16 protein-coding genes and 1 pseudogene are annotated in these 18,316 nt (G+C 66.5%); 10 read left to right on the forward strand and 7 right to left on the reverse strand.

Annotated elements, in window-relative coordinates:
* The 6 genes and pseudogenes from CG471_RS20805 to CG471_RS20830 form a co-directional block, all read right to left on the reverse strand.
* Positions 1-260: pseudogene (locus CG471_RS20805) on the reverse strand (energy transducer TonB); the annotation flags it as partial.
* Between the two features lie 147 nt (positions 261-407).
* Positions 408-698, reverse strand: coding sequence for a ribbon-helix-helix domain-containing protein (locus CG471_RS20810; protein WP_099233503.1), 291 nt, complete (start codon positions 696-698; stop codon positions 408-410).
* A complete protein-coding gene (phbB, locus tag CG471_RS20815; protein ID WP_004208456.1) occupies positions 698-1,420 on the reverse strand; it encodes an acetoacetyl-CoA reductase in 723 nt (240 codons plus the stop codon). Before phbB ends, CG471_RS20810 begins: the two co-directional genes overlap by 1 nt.
* 19 nt (positions 1,421-1,439) lie before the next feature.
* Entirely contained in the window at positions 1,440-2,447 is a 1,008-nt protein-coding gene (gene hemH, locus CG471_RS20820; protein WP_099233505.1) for a ferrochelatase, read from the reverse strand.
* Entirely contained in the window at positions 2,447-4,726 is a 2,280-nt protein-coding gene (locus tag CG471_RS20825; RefSeq protein ID WP_099233507.1) for a molybdopterin cofactor-binding domain-containing protein, read from the reverse strand. Before CG471_RS20825 ends, hemH begins: the two co-directional genes overlap by 1 nt.
* 39 nt (positions 4,727-4,765) lie before the next feature.
* The gene (locus tag CG471_RS20830; protein WP_099233509.1) at positions 4,766-5,200 is read right to left on the reverse strand and encodes a CoA-binding protein; all 435 of its coding nucleotides are present in this window, start codon (positions 5,198-5,200) and stop codon (positions 4,766-4,768) included.
* Positions 5,201-5,364: 164 nt separating this feature from the next.
* Here CG471_RS20830 and CG471_RS20835 point away from each other — a divergent pair, with 164 nt between their 5' ends.
* Entirely contained in the window at positions 5,365-6,042 is a 678-nt protein-coding gene (locus CG471_RS20835; protein ID WP_099233511.1) for a hypothetical protein, read from the forward strand.
* 49 nt (positions 6,043-6,091) lie between these two features.
* Positions 6,092-6,550, forward strand: a complete 459-nt coding sequence (locus CG471_RS20840) for a GNAT family N-acetyltransferase (protein WP_099233513.1) — start codon at positions 6,092-6,094, stop codon at positions 6,548-6,550.
* Here the strand turns inward: CG471_RS20840 and CG471_RS20845 are convergent, their stop codons facing one another.
* Entirely contained in the window at positions 6,551-7,516 is a 966-nt protein-coding gene (locus CG471_RS20845) for an Mrp/NBP35 family ATP-binding protein (protein ID WP_037508243.1), read from the reverse strand.
* A 73-nt stretch (positions 7,517-7,589) separates the two neighbouring features.
* Here CG471_RS20845 and hflK point away from each other — a divergent pair, with 73 nt between their 5' ends.
* The 8 genes from hflK (at position 7,590) to CG471_RS20885 (ending at position 18,068) form a co-directional block, all read left to right on the forward strand.
* A complete protein-coding gene (gene hflK, locus CG471_RS20850) occupies positions 7,590-8,720 on the forward strand; it encodes an FtsH protease activity modulator HflK (RefSeq protein WP_004208463.1) in 1,131 nt (376 codons plus the stop codon).
* The gene (gene hflC, locus CG471_RS20855; protein WP_004208464.1) at positions 8,717-9,556 is read left to right on the forward strand and encodes a protease modulator HflC; all 840 of its coding nucleotides are present in this window, start codon (positions 8,717-8,719) and stop codon (positions 9,554-9,556) included. The genes hflK and hflC overlap by 4 nt, the downstream gene beginning before the upstream one ends.
* Before the next feature lie 128 nt (positions 9,557-9,684).
* On the forward strand, positions 9,685-11,193 hold the full coding sequence (locus CG471_RS20860) for a Do family serine endopeptidase (protein ID WP_017500403.1): 1,509 nt from the start codon (positions 9,685-9,687) through the stop codon (positions 11,191-11,193).
* Between the two features lie 117 nt (positions 11,194-11,310).
* Positions 11,311-12,942: a helicase HerA-like domain-containing protein gene (locus CG471_RS20865; protein ID WP_099233515.1), complete on the forward strand. Its 1,632-nt coding sequence runs from the start codon at positions 11,311-11,313 to the stop codon at positions 12,940-12,942.
* Positions 12,943-13,028: 86 nt separating this feature from the next.
* Positions 13,029-14,333 carry an MFS transporter gene (locus CG471_RS20870; RefSeq protein ID WP_099233517.1) on the forward strand — a complete coding sequence of 435 codons (1,305 nt, stop codon included), beginning with the start codon at positions 13,029-13,031 and terminating at the stop codon, positions 14,331-14,333.
* A complete protein-coding gene (cysK, locus tag CG471_RS20875) occupies positions 14,330-15,247 on the forward strand; it encodes a cysteine synthase A (RefSeq protein ID WP_010338110.1) in 918 nt (305 codons plus the stop codon). The genes CG471_RS20870 and cysK overlap by 4 nt, the downstream gene beginning before the upstream one ends.
* 19 nt (positions 15,248-15,266) lie before the next feature.
* Complete coding sequence (locus CG471_RS20880; RefSeq protein WP_099233519.1) at positions 15,267-16,652, forward strand: cell wall hydrolase; 1,386 nt, start codon at positions 15,267-15,269, stop codon at positions 16,650-16,652.
* A 72-nt stretch (positions 16,653-16,724) separates the two neighbouring features.
* Positions 16,725-18,068 carry an aminotransferase class V-fold PLP-dependent enzyme gene (locus CG471_RS20885; protein WP_099233521.1) on the forward strand — a complete coding sequence of 448 codons (1,344 nt, stop codon included), beginning with the start codon at positions 16,725-16,727 and terminating at the stop codon, positions 18,066-18,068.
* Positions 18,069-18,316 lie beyond the last annotated feature (248 nt).

The raw sequence follows: 18,316 nt of genomic DNA on the forward strand, positions 1-18,316 counted from the left end.
GGCGACAGGTTCACTACCGTCAGCTTCGCCTCTTCGGCCCGGACGACATGGTTGCGCACCTGGATCAGCGCGCCGATCAGCAGCGCATGCACGACCAGGATGCCGGCAATGGCGGGCAGGTTCGGACCGCGCCGGGCGCCATAGCGTTCGGCTGGAACAGCGATGGCACGCCCGCTGGCAACGGGCATCGGACGATCGTCACCGACATCGGCGAAATCGGTCGCATAGACCTCCGCCCTGCCCTGTGCCGCCTGCAGCATTGCCCGTCCTCCGTCCGTCAGCCCCGATCCGCGATACAGCGGACCATAATGCGAATCAATTTCATTCGCAGCGCCCTAGCCTATTTCGCCCCGGCGCAGAAGTGCGGAAGAAACGCTATAGCAATAAGGGAAAGCGGCGGGAGACGCTCAGCCCGGCGGCGAATCCTGTGTCCGGACGCGGGCGAAAAGCCAGCAGCGGATCGCGCTGGCCAGATTGGGGGGATCGTCGGCCGCCATCCGCGTCACGTCGATGCGGGCGATCAGCGCATTGATCGGCAATTCGGCCTCGGCCGCGGCATCGCGCAGCGCCTGCCAGAAAATCGGCTCCAGGCTGATCGCGGTCTGGTGCCCGGCAATGGTCACGCTGCGCTTGACCGGAGGGGCAAAGGGCGACGCCCCGGACGCGGCTGCGCCATCGGAAACGTCGCCCTTGGCCATCAATACATGTGCTGGCCGCCGTTGATCGACAGCGTGCTGCCGGTCACGAAGCCGCCTTCGTCGCTGCAGAAGAAGGCGACGCCACGGGCGATCTCATGCGCCTGACCCAGACGGCCGACCGGGATCTTGGCGACGATCTTTTCCAGCACCGGTGCCGGCACGGCGGCGACCATGTCGGTGTCGATATAGCCGGGCGCGATCGCATTGACGGTGACGCCATATTTGGCGCCTTCCTGTGCCAGCGCCTTGGTGAAGCCATGGATGCCCGACTTGGCGGCGGCATAATTGACCTGGCCATATTGGCCGGCCTGGCCATTGATCGAACCGATATTGACGATCCGGCCCCAGCCGCGCTCACGCATGCCGCCAAAGGTCGCCTTGGCCATGTTGAAGCAACCACCAAGGTTGATGCGCATGACTTCGTTCCAGTCGTCGAAGCTCATCTTGGCGAGCACGCCGTCACGGGTGATGCCCGCATTGTTGACGACGATGTCGACCGGGCCGAGCGCTTCCGCCACCGCAGCGCAACCGTCCAGGCAGGCCTGATGATCGCCGACATCCCATTTGAAGCTGGCAATGCCGGTGGCGTCGGTGAAGGCCTTGGCCTTTTCCTCGTTGCCGGCATAGTTGGCGGCAACCGTATATCCCATTTCCTTGAGTGCCAGGCTGATGGCTTCCCCGATACCGCGGGTTCCGCCGGTCACGATCGCTACTCTCGACATGCGCCTGTCCTCTCCTGTGCTAGACCCTCTGGTCCACCCATCCTGAAAGCTCGCGGCCGACCAGCCGCTGGTAGAGGGTGATAGCTTCGGGGGATGCGTTTAGACAGGGCAAAAAGGCAAATTTTTCGCCACCTTCCGCTAAAAAAACTTCTTTCGCGCGAAGTCCGATTTCCTCTAGGGTTTCCAGACAATCTGCCGAAAATCCGGGTGTCACGACAGCAATGTTCCGGACACCTTCCTTCACCAATCTGGTAAGCGTCGCTTCGGTCTCCGGTTCCAGCCATTTCGCCCGGCCAAAGCGCGACTGGAAGCTCATATGGACGGGCAGGTCCATCGCCGCATCAAGCAACCGGACCGTCTCCACCGACTGGTGATAATAGGGATCGCCCAGCTTCAGCGTCCGTTCCGGCATGCCGTGAAAACTGGCGAGCAGCGCATCGGGCCTGAAGTCGAGCCGTGCCAGATGGCCGTCGATCGACGCCTTCAACGCAGCGACATAGTCGGGATCGGCATAATAAGGCGGCAGGGTGCGGATCGCCGGTTGCAGCCGCATGTCGGCCAGCGCGGCAAAGGCCTTGTCCAGCGCGGTCGCGGTCGTCGCGCCGGAATATTGCGGATAGAGCGGCGCCAGCAGGATGCGATCGCACCCCTGCGCCATCATCGCCTGGAGCCGGCTGGCGATCGACGGATTGCCATAGCGCATCGCCCAGTCGACGATCAGGTCCGGCCCCATCGCCTGCTGCAACGCCTCCGCCGTCTCGCGGGTATAGACCGCCAGCGGCGATCCGCCGGGCATCCACACCTGCTGATAGGCATGGGCCGACTTTTTCGGCCGCGTCGTCAGCACCGCGCCGCGCAGGATCGGCTGCCAGATGATCTGCGGAATTTCCACCACGCGCGGGTCGGACAGGAATTCCGCCAGATAACGGCGCACCGATTTGGCATCGGGCGCGTCGGGCGTGCCGAGATTGATCAGCAGCACGCCGACGCGCGATGGCATGCGAGTGTCAACTTCGCTGTCGGGCATCAGCCATTTCCCATGATCGGCAGGCTGCGGAATCGCTGCCCGGTGACGGTGAAGAGCGCATTGGCGATCGCCGGCGCGGCAAGCGGTGCGCCAAGGTCGGTGACGCCGGCCGGATCGGCCGTGCTGCGGATCAGTTCCACGCTGATCTCTCCTATGTCGCCCAGCCGCGGCAGGTTCATCCGCCCCAGCATCGCGCGCGTCGGCATGCCGCCGGCATAGGGCACCGACGCCCCCATGGCGAGCGCCAGGCCATGGATCAGCCCGCTTTCTATCTGTTGTCGCGCGATATCGGGATTGACCTGATCGCCGCAATCCACCGCCGCAACCATCCGCCGCACGCTGAGCTTGCTGCCCTCGATCCCCGCCTCGACCATCACGGCGGCATAGGCGCCGTTCATCATATGCGCGGCGATCCCCTGACCGCTGCCGGCAATGCCACCCTGCCAGCCGCCCATGGCTGCGGCGGTGGACAGGCAATGCGCCAGGCGCGGGTTGCCGCCCAGCATCTGGATGCGGAACGACATCGCCTCGATCCCCGCCAGATGGGCGAGTTCGTCAAGGAAGCATTCAGTGAAGAAGGCGCCATGGAGATGCGCATTGCCGCGCATGAAGCCGAGCGGCAGGCCAACGTCAGCAGGATAATGATCCACCGCCCAGTTCGGAATGGCATAGGGCGGCACCATGCCAGCCACCGCCAGCCGGGTCGCCTTGTCACCCGCTTCGGCTGCAGCCTCATGCGGCAGCTTGCCATGGGCGATGCGCGACCAGGTCTGGGTCATGGCGCAGGGAGCCGCCACCTTCGCCAGCCAGCCTTCGACCATCCCACCACGGCCCAGCTTGGCCGCCATGCGGGCATGGGCCGGCGCGCCCGGCCGATCCTGGATCACATCCTCCAGCCGCGACCAGAGCAGTTGCACCGGGCGGCCAACATCGCGCGCAATCAGCGCGGCCTGCACACCCGCCTCCCAATCCATATGCCGTCCGGTCGCGCCGCCGGCATGGAGCGGGTAGAGCGTCACCGCACTGTCCGACAGGCCGAGCGCATCGGCGATCGCGGCGCGGGCCAGCGCGGGCGCCTGCGTCGCCATCCAGACTTCGGCGCCCTCCTCCGTCACCCGCGCCGTCGCGCACATCGGCTCCAGCGCCAGATGCAGGCCGGGATCCACCTGATATTCGCTGGCCAGGATCGTCGCCTTCTCGAACACCGGCAGCAGGTCGCCCTGCACATAGAGACGCCGGCCGGCGTTCCCGGAAAAGGCATCCTCCAGCGCAGCATCGATACGGCCGCTGTCGACTGGCGTCTCGCGCAGGGTGAAGCTGGGATCGATCAGGTCGAGCGCCCGGTTCGCCGCCCACCAGTTGGTGCCGACCGCCGCGATCCAGCGCTCGGTGCGGACCAGTTTCAGGAAGCCGGTGACCTTCTGCGCCTCGGCATCGCGCGCATCCTTCAGCACGGAGTCGCCGATCGGCCCCTGCCGGATCGAGGCGAAGACCATGTCGGGCAGGCGGATGTCGGCGGCGAAATTATGGCTGCCGTCGATCTTGGACGGGGTGTCGAGCCGCGGCAGATCCTGCCCGGTCAGCCGACCGTCATTGCCCTGACGATAGGGCAGGATGTCGGGCAGGGTGAAACCGGCCGCATCCTCCACTACATCGCCCAGCCGCAGCTTGCGCTCCGCCCCGTCGGTGATGATGCCATTCTGGATGTCGCAGCTTTCCCAGGGCACGCCCCAGCGCGCCGCAGCCGCCTTGCACAGCAGCACGCGCGCCGCCGCACCGGCCCGGCGATAAGCGTCATGGAACATCGGCACCGACGTGCCCGCCCCGGTCAGCATCAGCGCGCTGCGCGTCGCATATTGGTCGATCGCCCAGGTGCCGGCATCGCCCGCCACGCGGGTCCAGTCGCTCGCCAGCCAGTCACGCGCCAGCAGGCCGTTGGCATAGAGCGGGCTGATCGGCGCGCTCTGCACCGCGACGGTGCGCCAGTCGGCGCCCAGTTCGTCCGCCAAAATCTGCGGCAGGATGGTGGACACCCCCTGCCCCATTTCGGTCTGCGGCACGATGGCGATCACCTGCCCCGCCCGGTCGATCTTGAGGAAGGCGTCGAAAACCTGTTCGCCCGGCCCGACATTGAGATTGGGCCGATAGCTGCGCGGCCAGGCCGCCCAGGCCAGAACCAGTCCCGCTGCCGCACCGCCACCGACCAGCAGCGTGCGACGGCTCACACCTGTGTCGCTCAAACCTCTGTCTTTGCGTCGTTTCAACGGTGCCCGCGCCATGGCCTTGCTGATAGAGGCGCGGGGCCGTGCTGCCTAGGGCTAATCCGCCGCGATCGGCGCAAGGCCAAGCCGCCGGATCTCGATCGCCGGGCAATAGTCCATCACGACCTTGAGGCCTGCCGCTTCGGCCCGCGCCGCGGCATCGGCATCGATCACCCCCAACTGCATCCACACCGACTTGGCGCCAGCGGCGATCGCCTGGTCCACCACCGCGCCCGCGGCCTCGCTGCGCCGGAAGATATCGACCATGTCGATCCGCACGCCGATGTCGGACAGCCGATCCCAGACGAATTCGCCATGGACATGTTCGCCGGCGATCTGCGGATTGACCGGCAGCACGCGATAGCCATGATCCTGCAGCGTCTTCATCACGCCGTAGCTCGGCCGGTCGGGGCGATCGGAAATGCCGACCAGCGCGATCGTCCGGGTTTCGTTGAGCAGATCGGCAATATCCTGCGCGGCGGTGAGCGGCATGGCGGTCCTCCTGTCCTGACCCCCCGATATGGGCAGGGCGAAGGCGCGAACAAGGGGCTTGGCGCGCGCCTGTCCTAACCAATTCCTAAGCAGCATCCGGCTAGGTCCGGCAATGCGCGATTCGCGCCGGCCGGTGGGGACGGGCCGTATTCAGGGGGTCTGATATGAAGTTTGTCGTCATTACCGCGCTTGCCATCATGTCCGCGACTGCCCAGCCGCTGCTGGCACAGGCCGATGCGCCGCTGCCCGTCATGCAGGCGCCCGAGGCCAATCCGGCCATGGTCCTGCCCGCGAACACCGCCGTCATGCTGCGCATGAACAGCGAATTGTCCAGCAAGACCGCCAAGGAAGGGTCGATGTTCGACCTGTCGGTCGCCGATCCGGTGATGGTCGATGGCTATGTCGTCATCCCGATGAATGCCCGCGCCGTGGGCGAAGTGACCTGGCTGACCGGCAAGGGCGCGTTCGGCAAATCGGGCAAGATGAATATCGAGCTGCGCTATATCGAAGTCGCCGGGCGCCGCATCCCGATCAAGGGCAGCTTCCGCCAGGAGGGCGAAGGCAATACCGCCGCGACCATCGGTGGCGTGATCGCGGCCGGCGTGTTCGCGGGCTTCATCACCGGCAAGACGGCGATCATCCCGGCCGGCCGGGAACTGCAGGCCTTCACCCAGAATGAGATCGCGCTGGCACCGCCACGCCGCCCTGCGCCCATGCTGGGCCAGCCGGCACCGATCCCCGCCAGCTATACGCCCGCGCCCCGCGCCGCGCCGCTGCCGGCCGCCCGGCCAGCACCGCGTCGGTCGATGGTCGACCCGTCGCTGGAGATCAACGTCAAATAAGCCGGACTTGGCCGTGGCGCGCCGCACGCGCCACGGCTAGACCCTGCCCATGTTCGATATTCGCGAAGACGATCTGAAGGGCGCACCGACCCGCGCGCTATTGGCCATCCATCTGGCCGGCATGCAGGCGGAATCGCCGCCCGAAAGCGTCTTCGCGCTCGACCTGTCAGGATTGCAACGGCCCGACATTTGCGTCTGGACCGCCTGGGATGGCGACGAGATCGCCGGCGTCGCCGCGCTGCGCGATCTGGGCGGAGGCCAGGGCGAACTCAAATCGATGCGCACCCATCCCGATCATCTGCGCCGGGGCGTGGCTGCAGCGCTGCTGCGCCATATCATCGGGCAGGCACGGCAGCGCGGCATGACCCGGCTCAGCCTGGAAACCGGCAGCGGCGCGGCCTTCGATCCGGCGCTGACGCTCTATCGCCGGCACGGCTTCGGCAATGGCGAGGCGTTCGGCGATTATCGCGCGAGCGCCTTCAACCAGTTCCTGCACCTCAGCCTCTGATCAGGCCGCCTTCGCCAGCCAGGCCGCGACCTTTTCGGCGACGGCGCGGAAGGCATCGGCATGCGGCCCTTCGCCGGCCGCCGGCGGATCACCCGCGTCGGAGCGCTTGCGAATGTCGATCGCCAGCGGAATGCGGCCGATGAAGGACAGGCCAAGCTCGCCCGCCGCCGCTTCCGCGCCACCGCAGCCGAACGGATCGGACACTTCGCCACAATGCGGGCAGGCATAGCCGGCCATATTCTCGACCAGTCCGATCATCGGCACCTGCGCCTGTTCGAACAGGCTGATCGCGCGGGTCGCATCCATCAGCGCCAGATCCTGCGGCGTCGAGACGATGACGGCGCCGGCCGGCTTGTGCTTCTGGAGCATGGTCAGCTGGATGTCGCCAGTGCCCGGCGGCAGGTCGATGACCAGCAGGTCGGTGTCGCCCCAGTCGGCGTCGATCAACTGCCCCAGCGCATTGCCGACCATCGGCCCGCGCCAGGCCAGCGCCTTGCCCGGATCGACCAGATGCGCCATCGACAGCATCGGAATGCCCAGCGGGCTTTCGACCGGGAACAGGCGCTTCTCGCGCGCCTGCGGCTTCTGGTCCTCGCTGGCGAGCAGGCGGGCCTGCGACGGGCCGTAGATGTCGGCATCGACCAGACCGACCTTATGCCCCAGCCGCGACAAAGCGATGGCGAGATTGGCCGACAGGGTCGACTTGCCCACCCCGCCCTTGCCCGACGCCACGGCGATGATGCGCGGCGCGCGGCGTTCGGCGGTCATGGCAATGCGCACGTCGGTGACGCCCGGCAGCATCAGGCCGCCCTCGCGGATGGCGGCGGCGACAGCATCGCGCCGTTCGGGTGCCAGACCGCCCACGTCGAGCGCCAGGGTCATGACGCCATCCTTCACCCGCGGCGCGCTGGCACGGCCATCGGTCAGCGTCTTCAGGCGGGCGGCAAAATCATCGATATCGGTCATGACTGGGCCCTCTAGGCAATAATCGTCGTTAAGGGCACTGTTTTTCGCGTGCAGCCATTCCTATAGAGATGACATGAGAAGATTATTCGGGTGGATGCCCGGCATCGCGAGCGCCATGGCCCAGGGTCCCTGGGGCGGCAAGGGTGACGGGCCTGAGGGCAATGACGGACCGGGCAAGAACGGGTCCGGCGGGGGCAGTGATGGCCCGCGCAATCCCTGGACCCAGCCCGGCAAGCCGGCCGGCGGCAAATCCCCTTCCGCGATCGAGGAATTGCTGCGCAAGAGCCGCGAAAGCTTTGGCCAGGGCGGCGGCTTCGGTGGCCTGCCGCCGCGCGCGAACGGCCGGGCGCTGTGGCCGATCGCCGTCGGCATTGTCGTCGTCCTGTGGCTGGTGCTGACCAGTTTCCACCGGGTCGGCCCGCAGGAACGCGGCGTCGTCACCCTGCTCGGCAAATATAGCCGCACCCTCTCGCCCGGCATCAGCCTGACCCTGCCCGCCCCGTTCGAGGCGGTGCGCACGGTCGATGTCGAGGAAATCCGCACGATCGACATCGGATCGGCCAGCGCGGAGAGCGAAAATCTGGTGCTGACCGGCGACCAGAATATCGTCGACCTGGCCTATTCGGTGCGCTGGAACATCCGCAATCCCGAACTCTATCTGTTCCAGCTGGCCGACCCGGACGCATCGATCCGCGAAGTCGCGGAAAGCGCGATGCGCTCGGTGGTCGCCAGCGTCAGCCTGGACGATGCGCTGGGTGCGGGGCGCACCGAAATCGAGCAGCAGGTCGAACAGCGGATGCAGGAGATTCTCGACGGCTACAAGTCGGGCATCCGCGTCCAGGGCGTGGCGATCAAGCAGGCCGATCCGCCGGCCGCCGTCAACGACGCCTTCAAGGAAGTGTCGGCCGCGCAGCAGACCGCCCAGACCTATCTGAACGAGGCCCGTGCCGCTGCGCAGCAGGTGACGGCCAAGGCGCAGGGCGAAGCCGCAGCCTTCGACAAGGTCTATGAACAATATCGGCTGGCACCCGACGTCACCCGCCGGCGCATGTATTACGAAACCATGGAGGGCGTCCTGTCCACCGTCGACAAGACGATCGTCGAAAGCGGCAACGTCACCCCCTTCCTGCCCCTTCCCGAACTCAAGCGGCGCGCCCAGGGCACACCCCAGTCGGCTGCCAATGCGACGGAGGAAGGCCAGTGAGCTTGCGCAATCCCATCGCCCTCGCCATCGGCGCGATCATCCTGCTGATCCTGGTCGGCAGCACCGTCACCATCGTGCCGGAAACCCGGCAGGGCGTGATCGTCCGCTTCGGCGAGCCCAAGCAGATCATCAACCGCTATCGCCCGAACGAGGATTTCGGCAAGACCGGCGCCGGCGTCATCCTGCGCGTGCCCTTCTTCGACCAGATCGTCTGGATCGACAAGCGCGTGCTCTCGGTCGAGATGGAGCGCCAGCAGGTGCTTTCGACCGATCAGTTGCGCCTGCAGGTCGATGCCTTTGCCCGCTATCGCATCGTCGATCCGCTGCGCATGTATATCTCGGCCGGCAGCGAGGAAAAGGTGTCGGACGCGCTGCGCCCGATCCTGGGCTCGGCGCTGCGCAACGAACTGGGCAAGCGGCCCTTCGCCGCGCTGCTCAGCCCCGAACGCGGCCAGGTGATGCAGAATATCGAGGCCGGGCTTGACCGGGTCGCGCGCCAATATGGCGCCGAGATCGTCGACGTGCGGATCAAGCGCGCCGACCTGCCCGATGGCACGCCGCTGGAAAGCGCCTTCACCCGCATGCGCACCGCGCGCCAGCAGGAAGCGCTGACGATCCGCGCCCAGGGCCTGAAGCAGGCACAGATCATTCGCGCCGAGGCTGACGCCAATGCCGCCCGCATCTATGCGGAAAGCTTTGGCAAGGACGCGAATTTCTATGACTTCTATCGCGCCATGCAGGCCTATCGTTATACCTTCGCCCCGGATCGGGCGGGCGGCACGACGATGGTATTGTCGAAGGACAATGAGTTCCTGAAGCAGTTCCAGGGCCGCTAACAGCAGGTTTCAGGATCATTACGGAACCAGTGTCATTCAATATCGGTTAAGGCAGGGCGGCGCATCGATAAGGCTCCCCGAGAGTCCCGCCCTTCCCGCTCCCGAATTTCTGAAGAGGACCGTCACGAGTGCGTTACGCTTATGCCATCACCGGCGCCCTGCTGCTCGGCGGCACCGCCATCGCCGTCACGACCAGTTCCAATGTCGGCGCGCAAACCGCCCAGAATGAAGGCCTGCAGGCCGCTGCACCCGCCGGTGCCCCGGCAAGCCTGGCCGACATGGTCGAAAAGCTGCAGCCGGCCGTGGTCAACATCTCGACCAAGCAGCGCGTCACCGTGCAGAATCCCTTCGCCGGCACGCCCTTTGGCGACCTGTTCGGCCAGGGTGGCGGCGGCAAGCCGCAGACCCGTCAGGCCCAGTCGCTGGGCTCGGGCTTCCTGATCTCGGCCGATGGCTATATCGTGACCAATAATCACGTCGTGTCGGCCGGTGCGGAAGGCGCCAGCGTCGACAGCATCACGGTCACCATGACCAACAAGGAAGAATATCCCGCCAAGCTGGTCGGCCGCGATCCCGCAACCGACCTCGCCGTGCTCAAGATCGACGCGAAGAAGCCCCTGCCCTTCGTCAAGTTCGGCGACAGCACCAAGGCGCGCGTGGGTGACTGGGTCGTCGCGATCGGCAACCCCTTCGCCCTGTCGGGCACCGTGACCGCCGGCATCATCTCCGCCGTGCATCGCGGCACCGGCGGCACCTATGACAAGTTCATCCAGACCGACGCATCGATCAACCAGGGCAATAGCGGCGGCCCGATGTTCGACATGCGCGGCAATGTGATCGGCATCAACAGCCAGATCCTGTCGCCGTCGGGCGGCAATGTCGGCATCGGCTTCGCCATCCCCTCGGAACAGGCAGCGCCGATCGTCGACACGCTGCGTCAGGGCCAAAGCATCAAGCGCGGCTATCTGGGCGTGCAGATCAGCCCGCTGGGCGAGGATATGGCGGACTCGCTGGGCCTTGCCAAGAATCGCGGCGAGTTCGTGCAGGGCGTCGAGCCTGGTAAGGGCGCCGAAAAGGCCGGCATCAAGGCAGGCGATGTGATCGTCAGCGTCGCCGGTCAGGAAGTGACGCCGGACCAGAATCTGTCGTCGATCGTCGCCAACAGCAAGATCGGGTCGAGCGTGCCGATCGTGCTGCTGCGCAACGGCCAGCGCATGACCCTGAACGCGGTCGTGGGTGAGCGCCCCAGCGAAGACGAACTCAATAACTTCGCCCAGCAGCAGGATGATGATTTCAGCCAGCAGGGCGACCAGGGCAGCGACACCCAGGCGGCCCAGAAGTCGCTGGGCATCTCCGCCATCCCGCTGACCCCCAGCATCACCCGCCAGTTGGGTGTTGCCGGCGACACCCGCGGCATCGTCATCACTGCCGTTGACGGATCGACCGACGCCGGTGCCAAGGGCCTGCGTCGCGGCGACGTGATCCTGTCGGCCAACAACCGGCCGGTGCTGACCCAGGCGGATCTGGATGCACAGGTGAAGGCGGTATCGGCCCAGGGTCGCAACGCCATCCTGCTGCAGGTGCTGCGTCGCGGCCAGGCGCCGTTGTTCCTGCCCATCCGCCTGCGCGACAAGTAAGTCAGCGAAAGCGACAATCGTTACGGGCCGCGCTTGCCGGATTGCCTGCCTCCCTTCTAAGAAGGAACAGACAGTCCGGCGGGCGCGGCCCGACCCGTTTTTGAGGAGCATAAGCCCATGAGCGACGGCATCTTCCTTGGTCTGGGCGCGCCCGAAAAGGACGGCGGCATCCCCCAATATCTGAACCTGCGCCGGGCCAATCGCCACGGCCTGATCGCCGGCGCCACCGGCACCGGCAAGACGGTGACGTTGCAGGGCATCGCCGAAAGCTTCTCGGCGCTCGGCGTCCCGGTGTTCGTGGCCGATGTGAAGGGCGACCTGTCGGGCATTTCGATGGCCGGTTCGCCGACCGCCAAAAATGCCGACAAGCTGGTCTCGCGCGCCAAGGAAATCGGCATCGCCGATTACAGCTATGCCGACAATCCCGCGATCTTCTGGGATCTTTACGGCGAACAGGGCCATGCGATCCGCACCACGGTCAGCGAGATGGGGCCGCTGCTGCTGGCCCGGCTGATGGGCCTAAACGACACGCAGGAAGGCGTGCTCAACATCGCCTTCAAATATGCTGACGAGGAAGGGCTGCTGCTGCTCGACCTGGGCGATCTGCAGGCCATGCTCGCCTATTGCGCGGAGAATGCCGACACGCTCTCGGCCCGCTTCGGCAATGTGACCAAGGCCAGCGTCGGCGCGATCCAGCGCCAGTTGCTCCAGCTTGAAACCCAGGGCGGGGACCATTTCTTCGGCGAGCCCGCGCTCGACATCCACGACTTCCTGAAGGTGGACGACAAGGGGCGCGGTTATGTGAACATCCTCGCCGCCGACAAGCTGATGCAGAGCCCCAAGCTCTACGCCACCTTCCTGCTGTGGCTGCTGAGCGAATTGTTCGAGACGCTGCCCGAGGTGGGCGATCCGGAAAAGCCGGTGCTGGTCTTCTTCTTCGACGAGGCCCATCTGCTGTTCGACGACGCGCCGGCGGCATTGCAGGACAAGATCGAGCAGGTCGTGCGCCTGATCCGTTCCAAGGGCGTCGGCGTTTATTTCGTCACCCAGAACCCGATCGACATTCCCGAAGCCATTGCCGGCCAGCTTGGCAACCGGGTGCAGCATGCGCTGCGCGCCTTCACCCCGCGCGACCAGAAGGCGATCAAGGCCGCGGCCGACACCTTCCGCATCAACCCCGATCTCGACATCGAAACCGCGATCACCGAACTCAAGACCGGTGAGGCGCTGGTGTCCCTGTTGCAGGAAGATGGCGCGCCGGGCGTGGTCCAGCGCACGCTGATCGCCCCGCCCCGGTCGCGCCTGGGTCCGGTCAATGCCAAGGAGCGGGCGATCATCCAGTCGATCTCGCCCTGCGAGGGCAAATATGACACCGCCGTCGACCGCGAGTCCGCCGAGGAAATCCTGGCCGCGCGCGGCGAGGCCGCCGCCGCCGCCGCGCAGGCAGCCAAGGCCAAGGCCGAAGCCGACAAGGCCGCCGCCGCCCAGGCCAAGGTCGAGGCCAAGCAGCGCGAACAGGAGTTGAAGGAGCAGGCCCGTCGCGACGCCGCCGCCGCGCGCGAGGCGGCCAAGCCCAGCGGCTTCGACAAGGCGGTGCAGTCGGCGACCCGCTCCGCCGCCTCCTCTGTCGGCCGCCAGGTCGCCAATGAACTGGGCCGTGCCGTATTCGGCGGATCAAGCCGCAAATCGTCGGGCGGCGGCATCGCCGGCCAGCTGGTGCGCGGCATATTGGGCAGCCTGTTCAAATAAGGATAGGCCAGTAAGGATGAACAGGGGGCCGGTCGATTATGTCCGGCCCGTTGCTATCCGCCACGGGATAAGGCTAGAGCGCGGCCATGTCTTCCTCTGCAGCCGCGCCCCACCCGCTCCATTTCGGCAATTTCCGCGCCTATCTGGTCGGCCGTTTCTGCGCCACGCTGGCGCAGTACAGCATGATGATCCTGCTCGCCTGGCAGGCCTATAATGTCGCGCGGGAGACGATGAGCACGGGCGAGGCATCGGCGCAGCTTGGCCTCATCGGCCTGGCGCAGTTTCTGCCGCTCTTCTTCCTGACGCCGGTGACCGGCTGGGTGGCCGATCATTTCGACCGGCGGATCATCACCCGGCTGACGCTGGCGCTGCTGATGCTCGCCGCAGCCGTGCTGGCCTTCGCCACCTATGAGGGTTGGGTCAGCCTGCCGCTGATCTTCGGCATCGCGGTCATCGTCGGCATCGCCCGCGCGTTCAACGGGCCGGCCTATGGGGCATTGGCGCCCAATCTGGTGCCGCCCGCCGTGCTGCCGACCGCCATCGCCCTGTCATCGGTCGCCTGGCAGACCGGTGACATCCTCGGCAAGGCGGTGGGCGGCTATGCCTATGCGATCGAGCCGTGGGCCGCCTATGCGCTGTCGGCAGCCTTGTTCGGCGTCGGCCTGATATCGATGATGATGATCGGCCCGGTGCCACAGCCGCCGCGCCAGCAGGGCCGCCATCCCATCCGCCAGATGATCGATGGCTTCACCTACCTCAAGAGCAACCGGCTCGTGCTGGCGACGATCACGCTGGACCTGTTCGCGGTGCTGCTCGCCGGCGCCACCGCGCTGCTGCCCGTCTATGCCCGTGACATCCTGCATGTCGGGTCGACCGGCTATGGCCATCTGGCGATCGCGCCGGGGATCGGCGCGGCGCTGACCGCGCTCTGGTTCTCGTTCCGCCCGATGAAGACGCAGGTCGGCCTCAAGATGCTGGCGGCGGTCATCCTGTTCGGCCTGGCCACGATTGCCTTCGGCTGCACCGCCTTCCTGCCGCGCGGCATCGCGGTGGAGGCCGGCATCGCCGCGCTGATCGTGCTGGGCGGCGCCGACATGGTGTCGGTGTTCGTGCGCCAGTCGCTGGTGCAGTTGCACACGCCCGATGCGATGCGCGGCCGCGTCTCCAGCCTGTCGCAACTGACCATTTCCGCGTCCAATGAATTGGGCGAAGCGGAATCGGGCTTCCTTGCGGCGCTCGTTGGGCCTATCGCTGCGGTCATCGGGGGTGGCGTGGGCGCCATTCTCGTCACGATATTCTGGGCGCGGCTCTTTCCCGAACTGCGCCTTGCACGCACTTTCGACCCACCCGACTTAAGGGAGGCGGACATCAGCCAGGAGACGGCCCAATGAAAGCTGCCACTATTCTCGATACCATCGGCAATACCCCCCATGTCCGGGTCAACCGGCTGTTCGGGGACGCTGAAGTGTGGATCAAGTCGGAACGGTCGAACCCCGGCGGGTCGATCAAGGACCGCATCGCGCTGGCCATGATCGAGGCGGCCGAGGCATCGGGCGATCTGAAGCCGGGCGGCACGATCATCGAGCCGACGTCGGGCAATACCGGCGTGGGCCTGGCCATGGTCGCCGCGGTCAAGGGTTACAAGCTGATCCTGGTCATGCCCGAAAGCATGTCGATCGAACGCCGCCGGCTGATGCTGGCCTATGGCGCCAGTTTCGACCTGACCCCGCGCGAAAAGGGCATGAAGGGCGCGATCGAACGGGCGCTGGAACTGGTGTCGCAGACGCCCGACAGCTGGATGCCGCAGCAGTTCGAGAATCCCGCCAATATCGACGTGCATGTCCGCACCACCGCGCAGGAAATCATCGCCGATTTCGCCGATGCGCCGATCGACGTGCTGATCAGCGGCGTGGGTACGGGCGGCCATATCACCGGCACTGCCGAGGTGCTGAAGAAGCAGTGGCCGAACCTCAAGGTCTATGCGGTTGAGCCGACCCTGTCGCCGGTCATCAGCGGCGGCCAGCCCGGCCCGCACCCGATCCAGGGCATTGGCGCGGGCTTCATCCCGGCGAACCTGCACACCCAGATTCTCGATGGCGTGATCCAGGTCGATCCGGCCGATGCGAAGGACTATGCCCGTCGCGCCGCCAGCCAGGAAGGCATGCTGGTCGGCATCTCGTCGGGCGCCACGCTCGCCGCGATCGCGCAGAAGCTGAAGGAACTGCCGGCAGGCAGCCGCGTTCTGGGCTTCAATTATGACACCGGCGAACGCTATCTCTCGGTGCCCGACTTCCTGCCCGAATAAACGGCACAAAGCCTAGGGCATGACCGACGGCACTTTCCCTGACCGGCCACATCGCGCGATGTGGCTGATATGGCTGTTGCTGTTCGTCGGTCTGCCCATGGCGGTCGCCGGCTGGGAAAGCCGGCCGCGCGCAGGCGACGAGGCGGCGCAGGGCCGCCGGCTGACGGCTGTTGCAGCCGCCCGCCAGCGCCGACCGGCAACGCCGCCGCCCGCCGTCGAACCCGTCGCGATTTTCGCGCTCGGCCCCGAACAGGCGCGCGACCTCAACGCCCAGATTCCCTTTTCCCGCGATCCCAATCCGTCGGCCCGGCCGTTCCTGTTCCGCGGATCGGAAACTGACCTGGCCCGTGCCACCGACTGCCTGGCGGCGGCCCAGCTTTACGAAGCGGGCGACGATGCGATCGGCGAGCAGGCGGTGGCACAGGTTGTGCTCAACCGCGTGCGCCACCCGGCCTTCCCCAAGACGGTCTGTGGCGTGGTGTTCCAGGGGCAGGAACGGACCACCGGCTGCCAGTTCACTTTCACCTGCGACGGCGCACTGGCCCGCACGCCATCCACCAGCGCCTGGGCGCGGGCGCGGGAGATTGCACGCGGCGCGCTGGCCGGCAAGGTGTTCAAGGCGGTCGGTTATGCCACCCATTATCATACCGACTGGGTCGTGCCCTATTGGAGCGGCAGCCTCGACAAGATCACCGCGGTCGGCACGCATCTGTTCTTCCGCTGGCGCGGCTGGTGGGGCACGCCACCCGCCTTCCGCCTGGGCGAAGCCGGTGGCGAACCGCTGATCGCCCGCATCGCCCGCCTGTCCGCCGCGCATCAGGGCCTGCCGGGCAGCGGCCTGCCGGGCATGCCGCCGGTGCTGGCAACCGAAGCCGCCGCCGCGCTGGCCGCCAGGCCGGAACGCGCGATCGGATCGGACTCGCTGGGCAAGACGATCGGCGGCGTCCGGCTGATCGCGATCGCACCGGGCGGGCGCAGTTTCCTGGTCGAACTCAATCGCAGCAGCCCGCCGGAAAGCTGGCCCGCGCTGGCCGAGACCTTCTGTGCCGGCCGGCCCGAATGCCGGATCATGGGCTGGCGCGGCGGCGCCGTCCCGACCGGCCTGCCGCTCAACGACGCCCAGCTTGAGGCGATGAGCTTCGCCTATATCCATTATGTCGGCAACGGATTGCAGCGCGCACTGTGGAACTGCAGCCAGTTCCCCCGCCCGACCAAGGCCGAATGCATGCGCCAGCGCGTGCCGACTGTCACGCCAGCGTCGCCGCCCGCGGCCGTCATCGTGCCTTCGCTGGACAGGGTGCGGCGCAAGGAGCGGTTCGAGACGGTCAGGATTGCCCCGCCCCCACCCGCCGCGCCACCGATCGTGACACCGAAGGTGACACCCGCAGCGCCATCCGGCTCCTGATGCGGACGGCGCTGGCGGATTTCGCGCGCGATTACGTTATGGTATAAAATAACGACATTCTTCGGGGGCAAGATGGTTACGCGGCGGGGCTTTATCGGACGGGCGGGTGGCGCGCTGGGTGTCACTTTCGGTGTCGGCCTGGGGCTGGACGGCGCGGTTGCGGCCACGACCGGACCGTCGGATGGCTGGCCCGACGAGGCGCCCTTCCGCTTCACCGGCGACATGACGGATTTCGAGGCGGCGCAGCGCGCACTGCTCCCCCTCTATGACGTGGAGCGGGATTTCGCGACCTTCGACGCGGCCTATTATGGGGCGATGACCCGGCCGGTGGCGGCCAGCTATCGCGCCTATTCGCAATGGGTGAATCGCAACAATTCGCTGTTCCTGCGCAATGCCGCGCCTGGCCATCCGCGCGACACGGAACTGGACCGGTCGCGCGCGGCCGTGGCCAAGCTGCTCGGCGCGCAGACCGAGGAGATCGCGCTGTCGGGCGGCGGCACCGAGGCGCTCTATGCGCTGATCGCCAATTACGCGCTGCTCAAGGCCGGCGACGCGGTGATCTATGCCGATGTCGACTATGACGAGATGCAATATGCCTGCGACTATCTGGAGCAGAGCCGGGGCGCCCGCATCGTCCGCTTCAGCCTGCCCGAGCCGCATACGGAAGCGAATATCCTGGCCGCCTATGACAGGATTTTGAAGGAAACGCCGCGCGCGAAGCTGTTGCTGCTCACCCATTTGTCCAATCGCAACGGGCTGGTGCCGCCGGTCAAGGCGATCGTCGCCATGGCCAAGGCGCGGGGCGTCGACGTGATCCTGGACAGCGCCCAGGCCGTCGGCCACCTGCCCTTCACGGTCGAAGACACCGGCGCCGATTTCATCGGCTTCTCACTGCACAAATGGCTCGCAGCACCGCTCGGCACCGGCGGCATCTATATCCGCAAGGATCGGCTGCAGGACATTTCCCCCTGGCTCGGCAACCGCATCCATGGGCCGGAAGATATTCGCGCGCGCATCCCGACCGGCACGGTCGACTTCGCCGCCCGCCTGACCATCCCGCGCGCGATCGCGGTGCAGGATGCGATCGGACTGGAGGCGAAATATCGCCATCTCGTCCGGCTGCGCAACTATTGGGTCGAACGGGTTCGCGACATCGCCGGGCTGGAGATATTGGTGCCGCAGGAGGCCGGCCGCTTCGGCGCCGTCACCGGTTTCCGCCTGCCCGGCATGAAGGGCCCGGATGGCGCCAAACAGGCGGCCAAGCTGTTCCTCGACAAATATCGCCTGCTGGTGGTGGCCAAGGCCGGGCTCGCATCCGGGCCAGTGCTGCGCGTGACGCCTGCCCTGTTCAACAGCAGCGCCGAACTGGACCGGCTGGTCGCGGCGATCAGGGCGGAGCGGCATCTCTTCACCTGACCCCCTTCACAAAGCCGCCCCCTTTTCCTATATGGGCGGTTCGAAATCGGTCCGTTCCCTTCCTCCCCGGATGGGATGGTCCGTCCCCCTCATCGCTCGGGGTCCGGTTCGCATGGCGCACGAAACCGGCGGAATTGGGCGAGTTTGGCGGGCAACAAGACGCTGACAGTGCGGATCGGACAGTCCCGGCCCGCACTTTTTTGCGTGGAATATGGGGTGCGAATCACCCCGGATTCCAGAGCATCCGG

This window comes from Sphingobium sp. IP1, from assembly GCF_002708645.1.
Taxonomy (GTDB): domain Bacteria; phylum Pseudomonadota; class Alphaproteobacteria; order Sphingomonadales; family Sphingomonadaceae; genus Sphingobium; species Sphingobium yanoikuyae.

Excerpts from the sequence above, each read along its gene's own strand:
- CG471_RS20870 (WP_099233517.1), top strand. The coding sequence starts at position 13,029 with ATGTCTTCCTCTGCAGCCGCGCCCCACCCGCTCCATTTCGGCAATTTC.
- hemH (WP_099233505.1), bottom strand. The coding sequence starts at position 2,447 with ATGCCCGACAGCGAAGTTGACACTCGCATGCCATCGCGCGTCGGCGTG.
- CG471_RS20865 (WP_099233515.1), top strand. The coding sequence starts at position 11,311 with ATGAGCGACGGCATCTTCCTTGGTCTGGGCGCGCCCGAAAAGGACGGC.
- phbB (WP_004208456.1), bottom strand. The coding sequence starts at position 1,420 with ATGTCGAGAGTAGCGATCGTGACCGGCGGAACCCGCGGTATCGGGGAA.
- cysK (WP_010338110.1), top strand. The coding sequence starts at position 14,330 with ATGAAAGCTGCCACTATTCTCGATACCATCGGCAATACCCCCCATGTC.
- CG471_RS20825 (WP_099233507.1), bottom strand. The coding sequence starts at position 4,726 with ATGGCGCGGGCACCGTTGAAACGACGCAAAGACAGAGGTTTGAGCGAC.
- CG471_RS20835 (WP_099233511.1), top strand. The coding sequence starts at position 5,365 with ATGAAGTTTGTCGTCATTACCGCGCTTGCCATCATGTCCGCGACTGCC.
- CG471_RS20840 (WP_099233513.1), top strand. The coding sequence starts at position 6,092 with ATGTTCGATATTCGCGAAGACGATCTGAAGGGCGCACCGACCCGCGCG.
- CG471_RS20845 (WP_037508243.1), bottom strand. The coding sequence starts at position 7,516 with ATGACCGATATCGATGATTTTGCCGCCCGCCTGAAGACGCTGACCGAT.
- CG471_RS20880 (WP_099233519.1), top strand. The coding sequence starts at position 15,267 with ATGACCGACGGCACTTTCCCTGACCGGCCACATCGCGCGATGTGGCTG.
- CG471_RS20810 (WP_099233503.1), bottom strand. The coding sequence starts at position 698 with ATGGCCAAGGGCGACGTTTCCGATGGCGCAGCCGCGTCCGGGGCGTCG.
- CG471_RS20885 (WP_099233521.1), top strand. The coding sequence starts at position 16,725 with ATGGTTACGCGGCGGGGCTTTATCGGACGGGCGGGTGGCGCGCTGGGT.
- hflK (WP_004208463.1), top strand. The coding sequence starts at position 7,590 with ATGAGAAGATTATTCGGGTGGATGCCCGGCATCGCGAGCGCCATGGCC.
- CG471_RS20830 (WP_099233509.1), bottom strand. The coding sequence starts at position 5,200 with ATGCCGCTCACCGCCGCGCAGGATATTGCCGATCTGCTCAACGAAACC.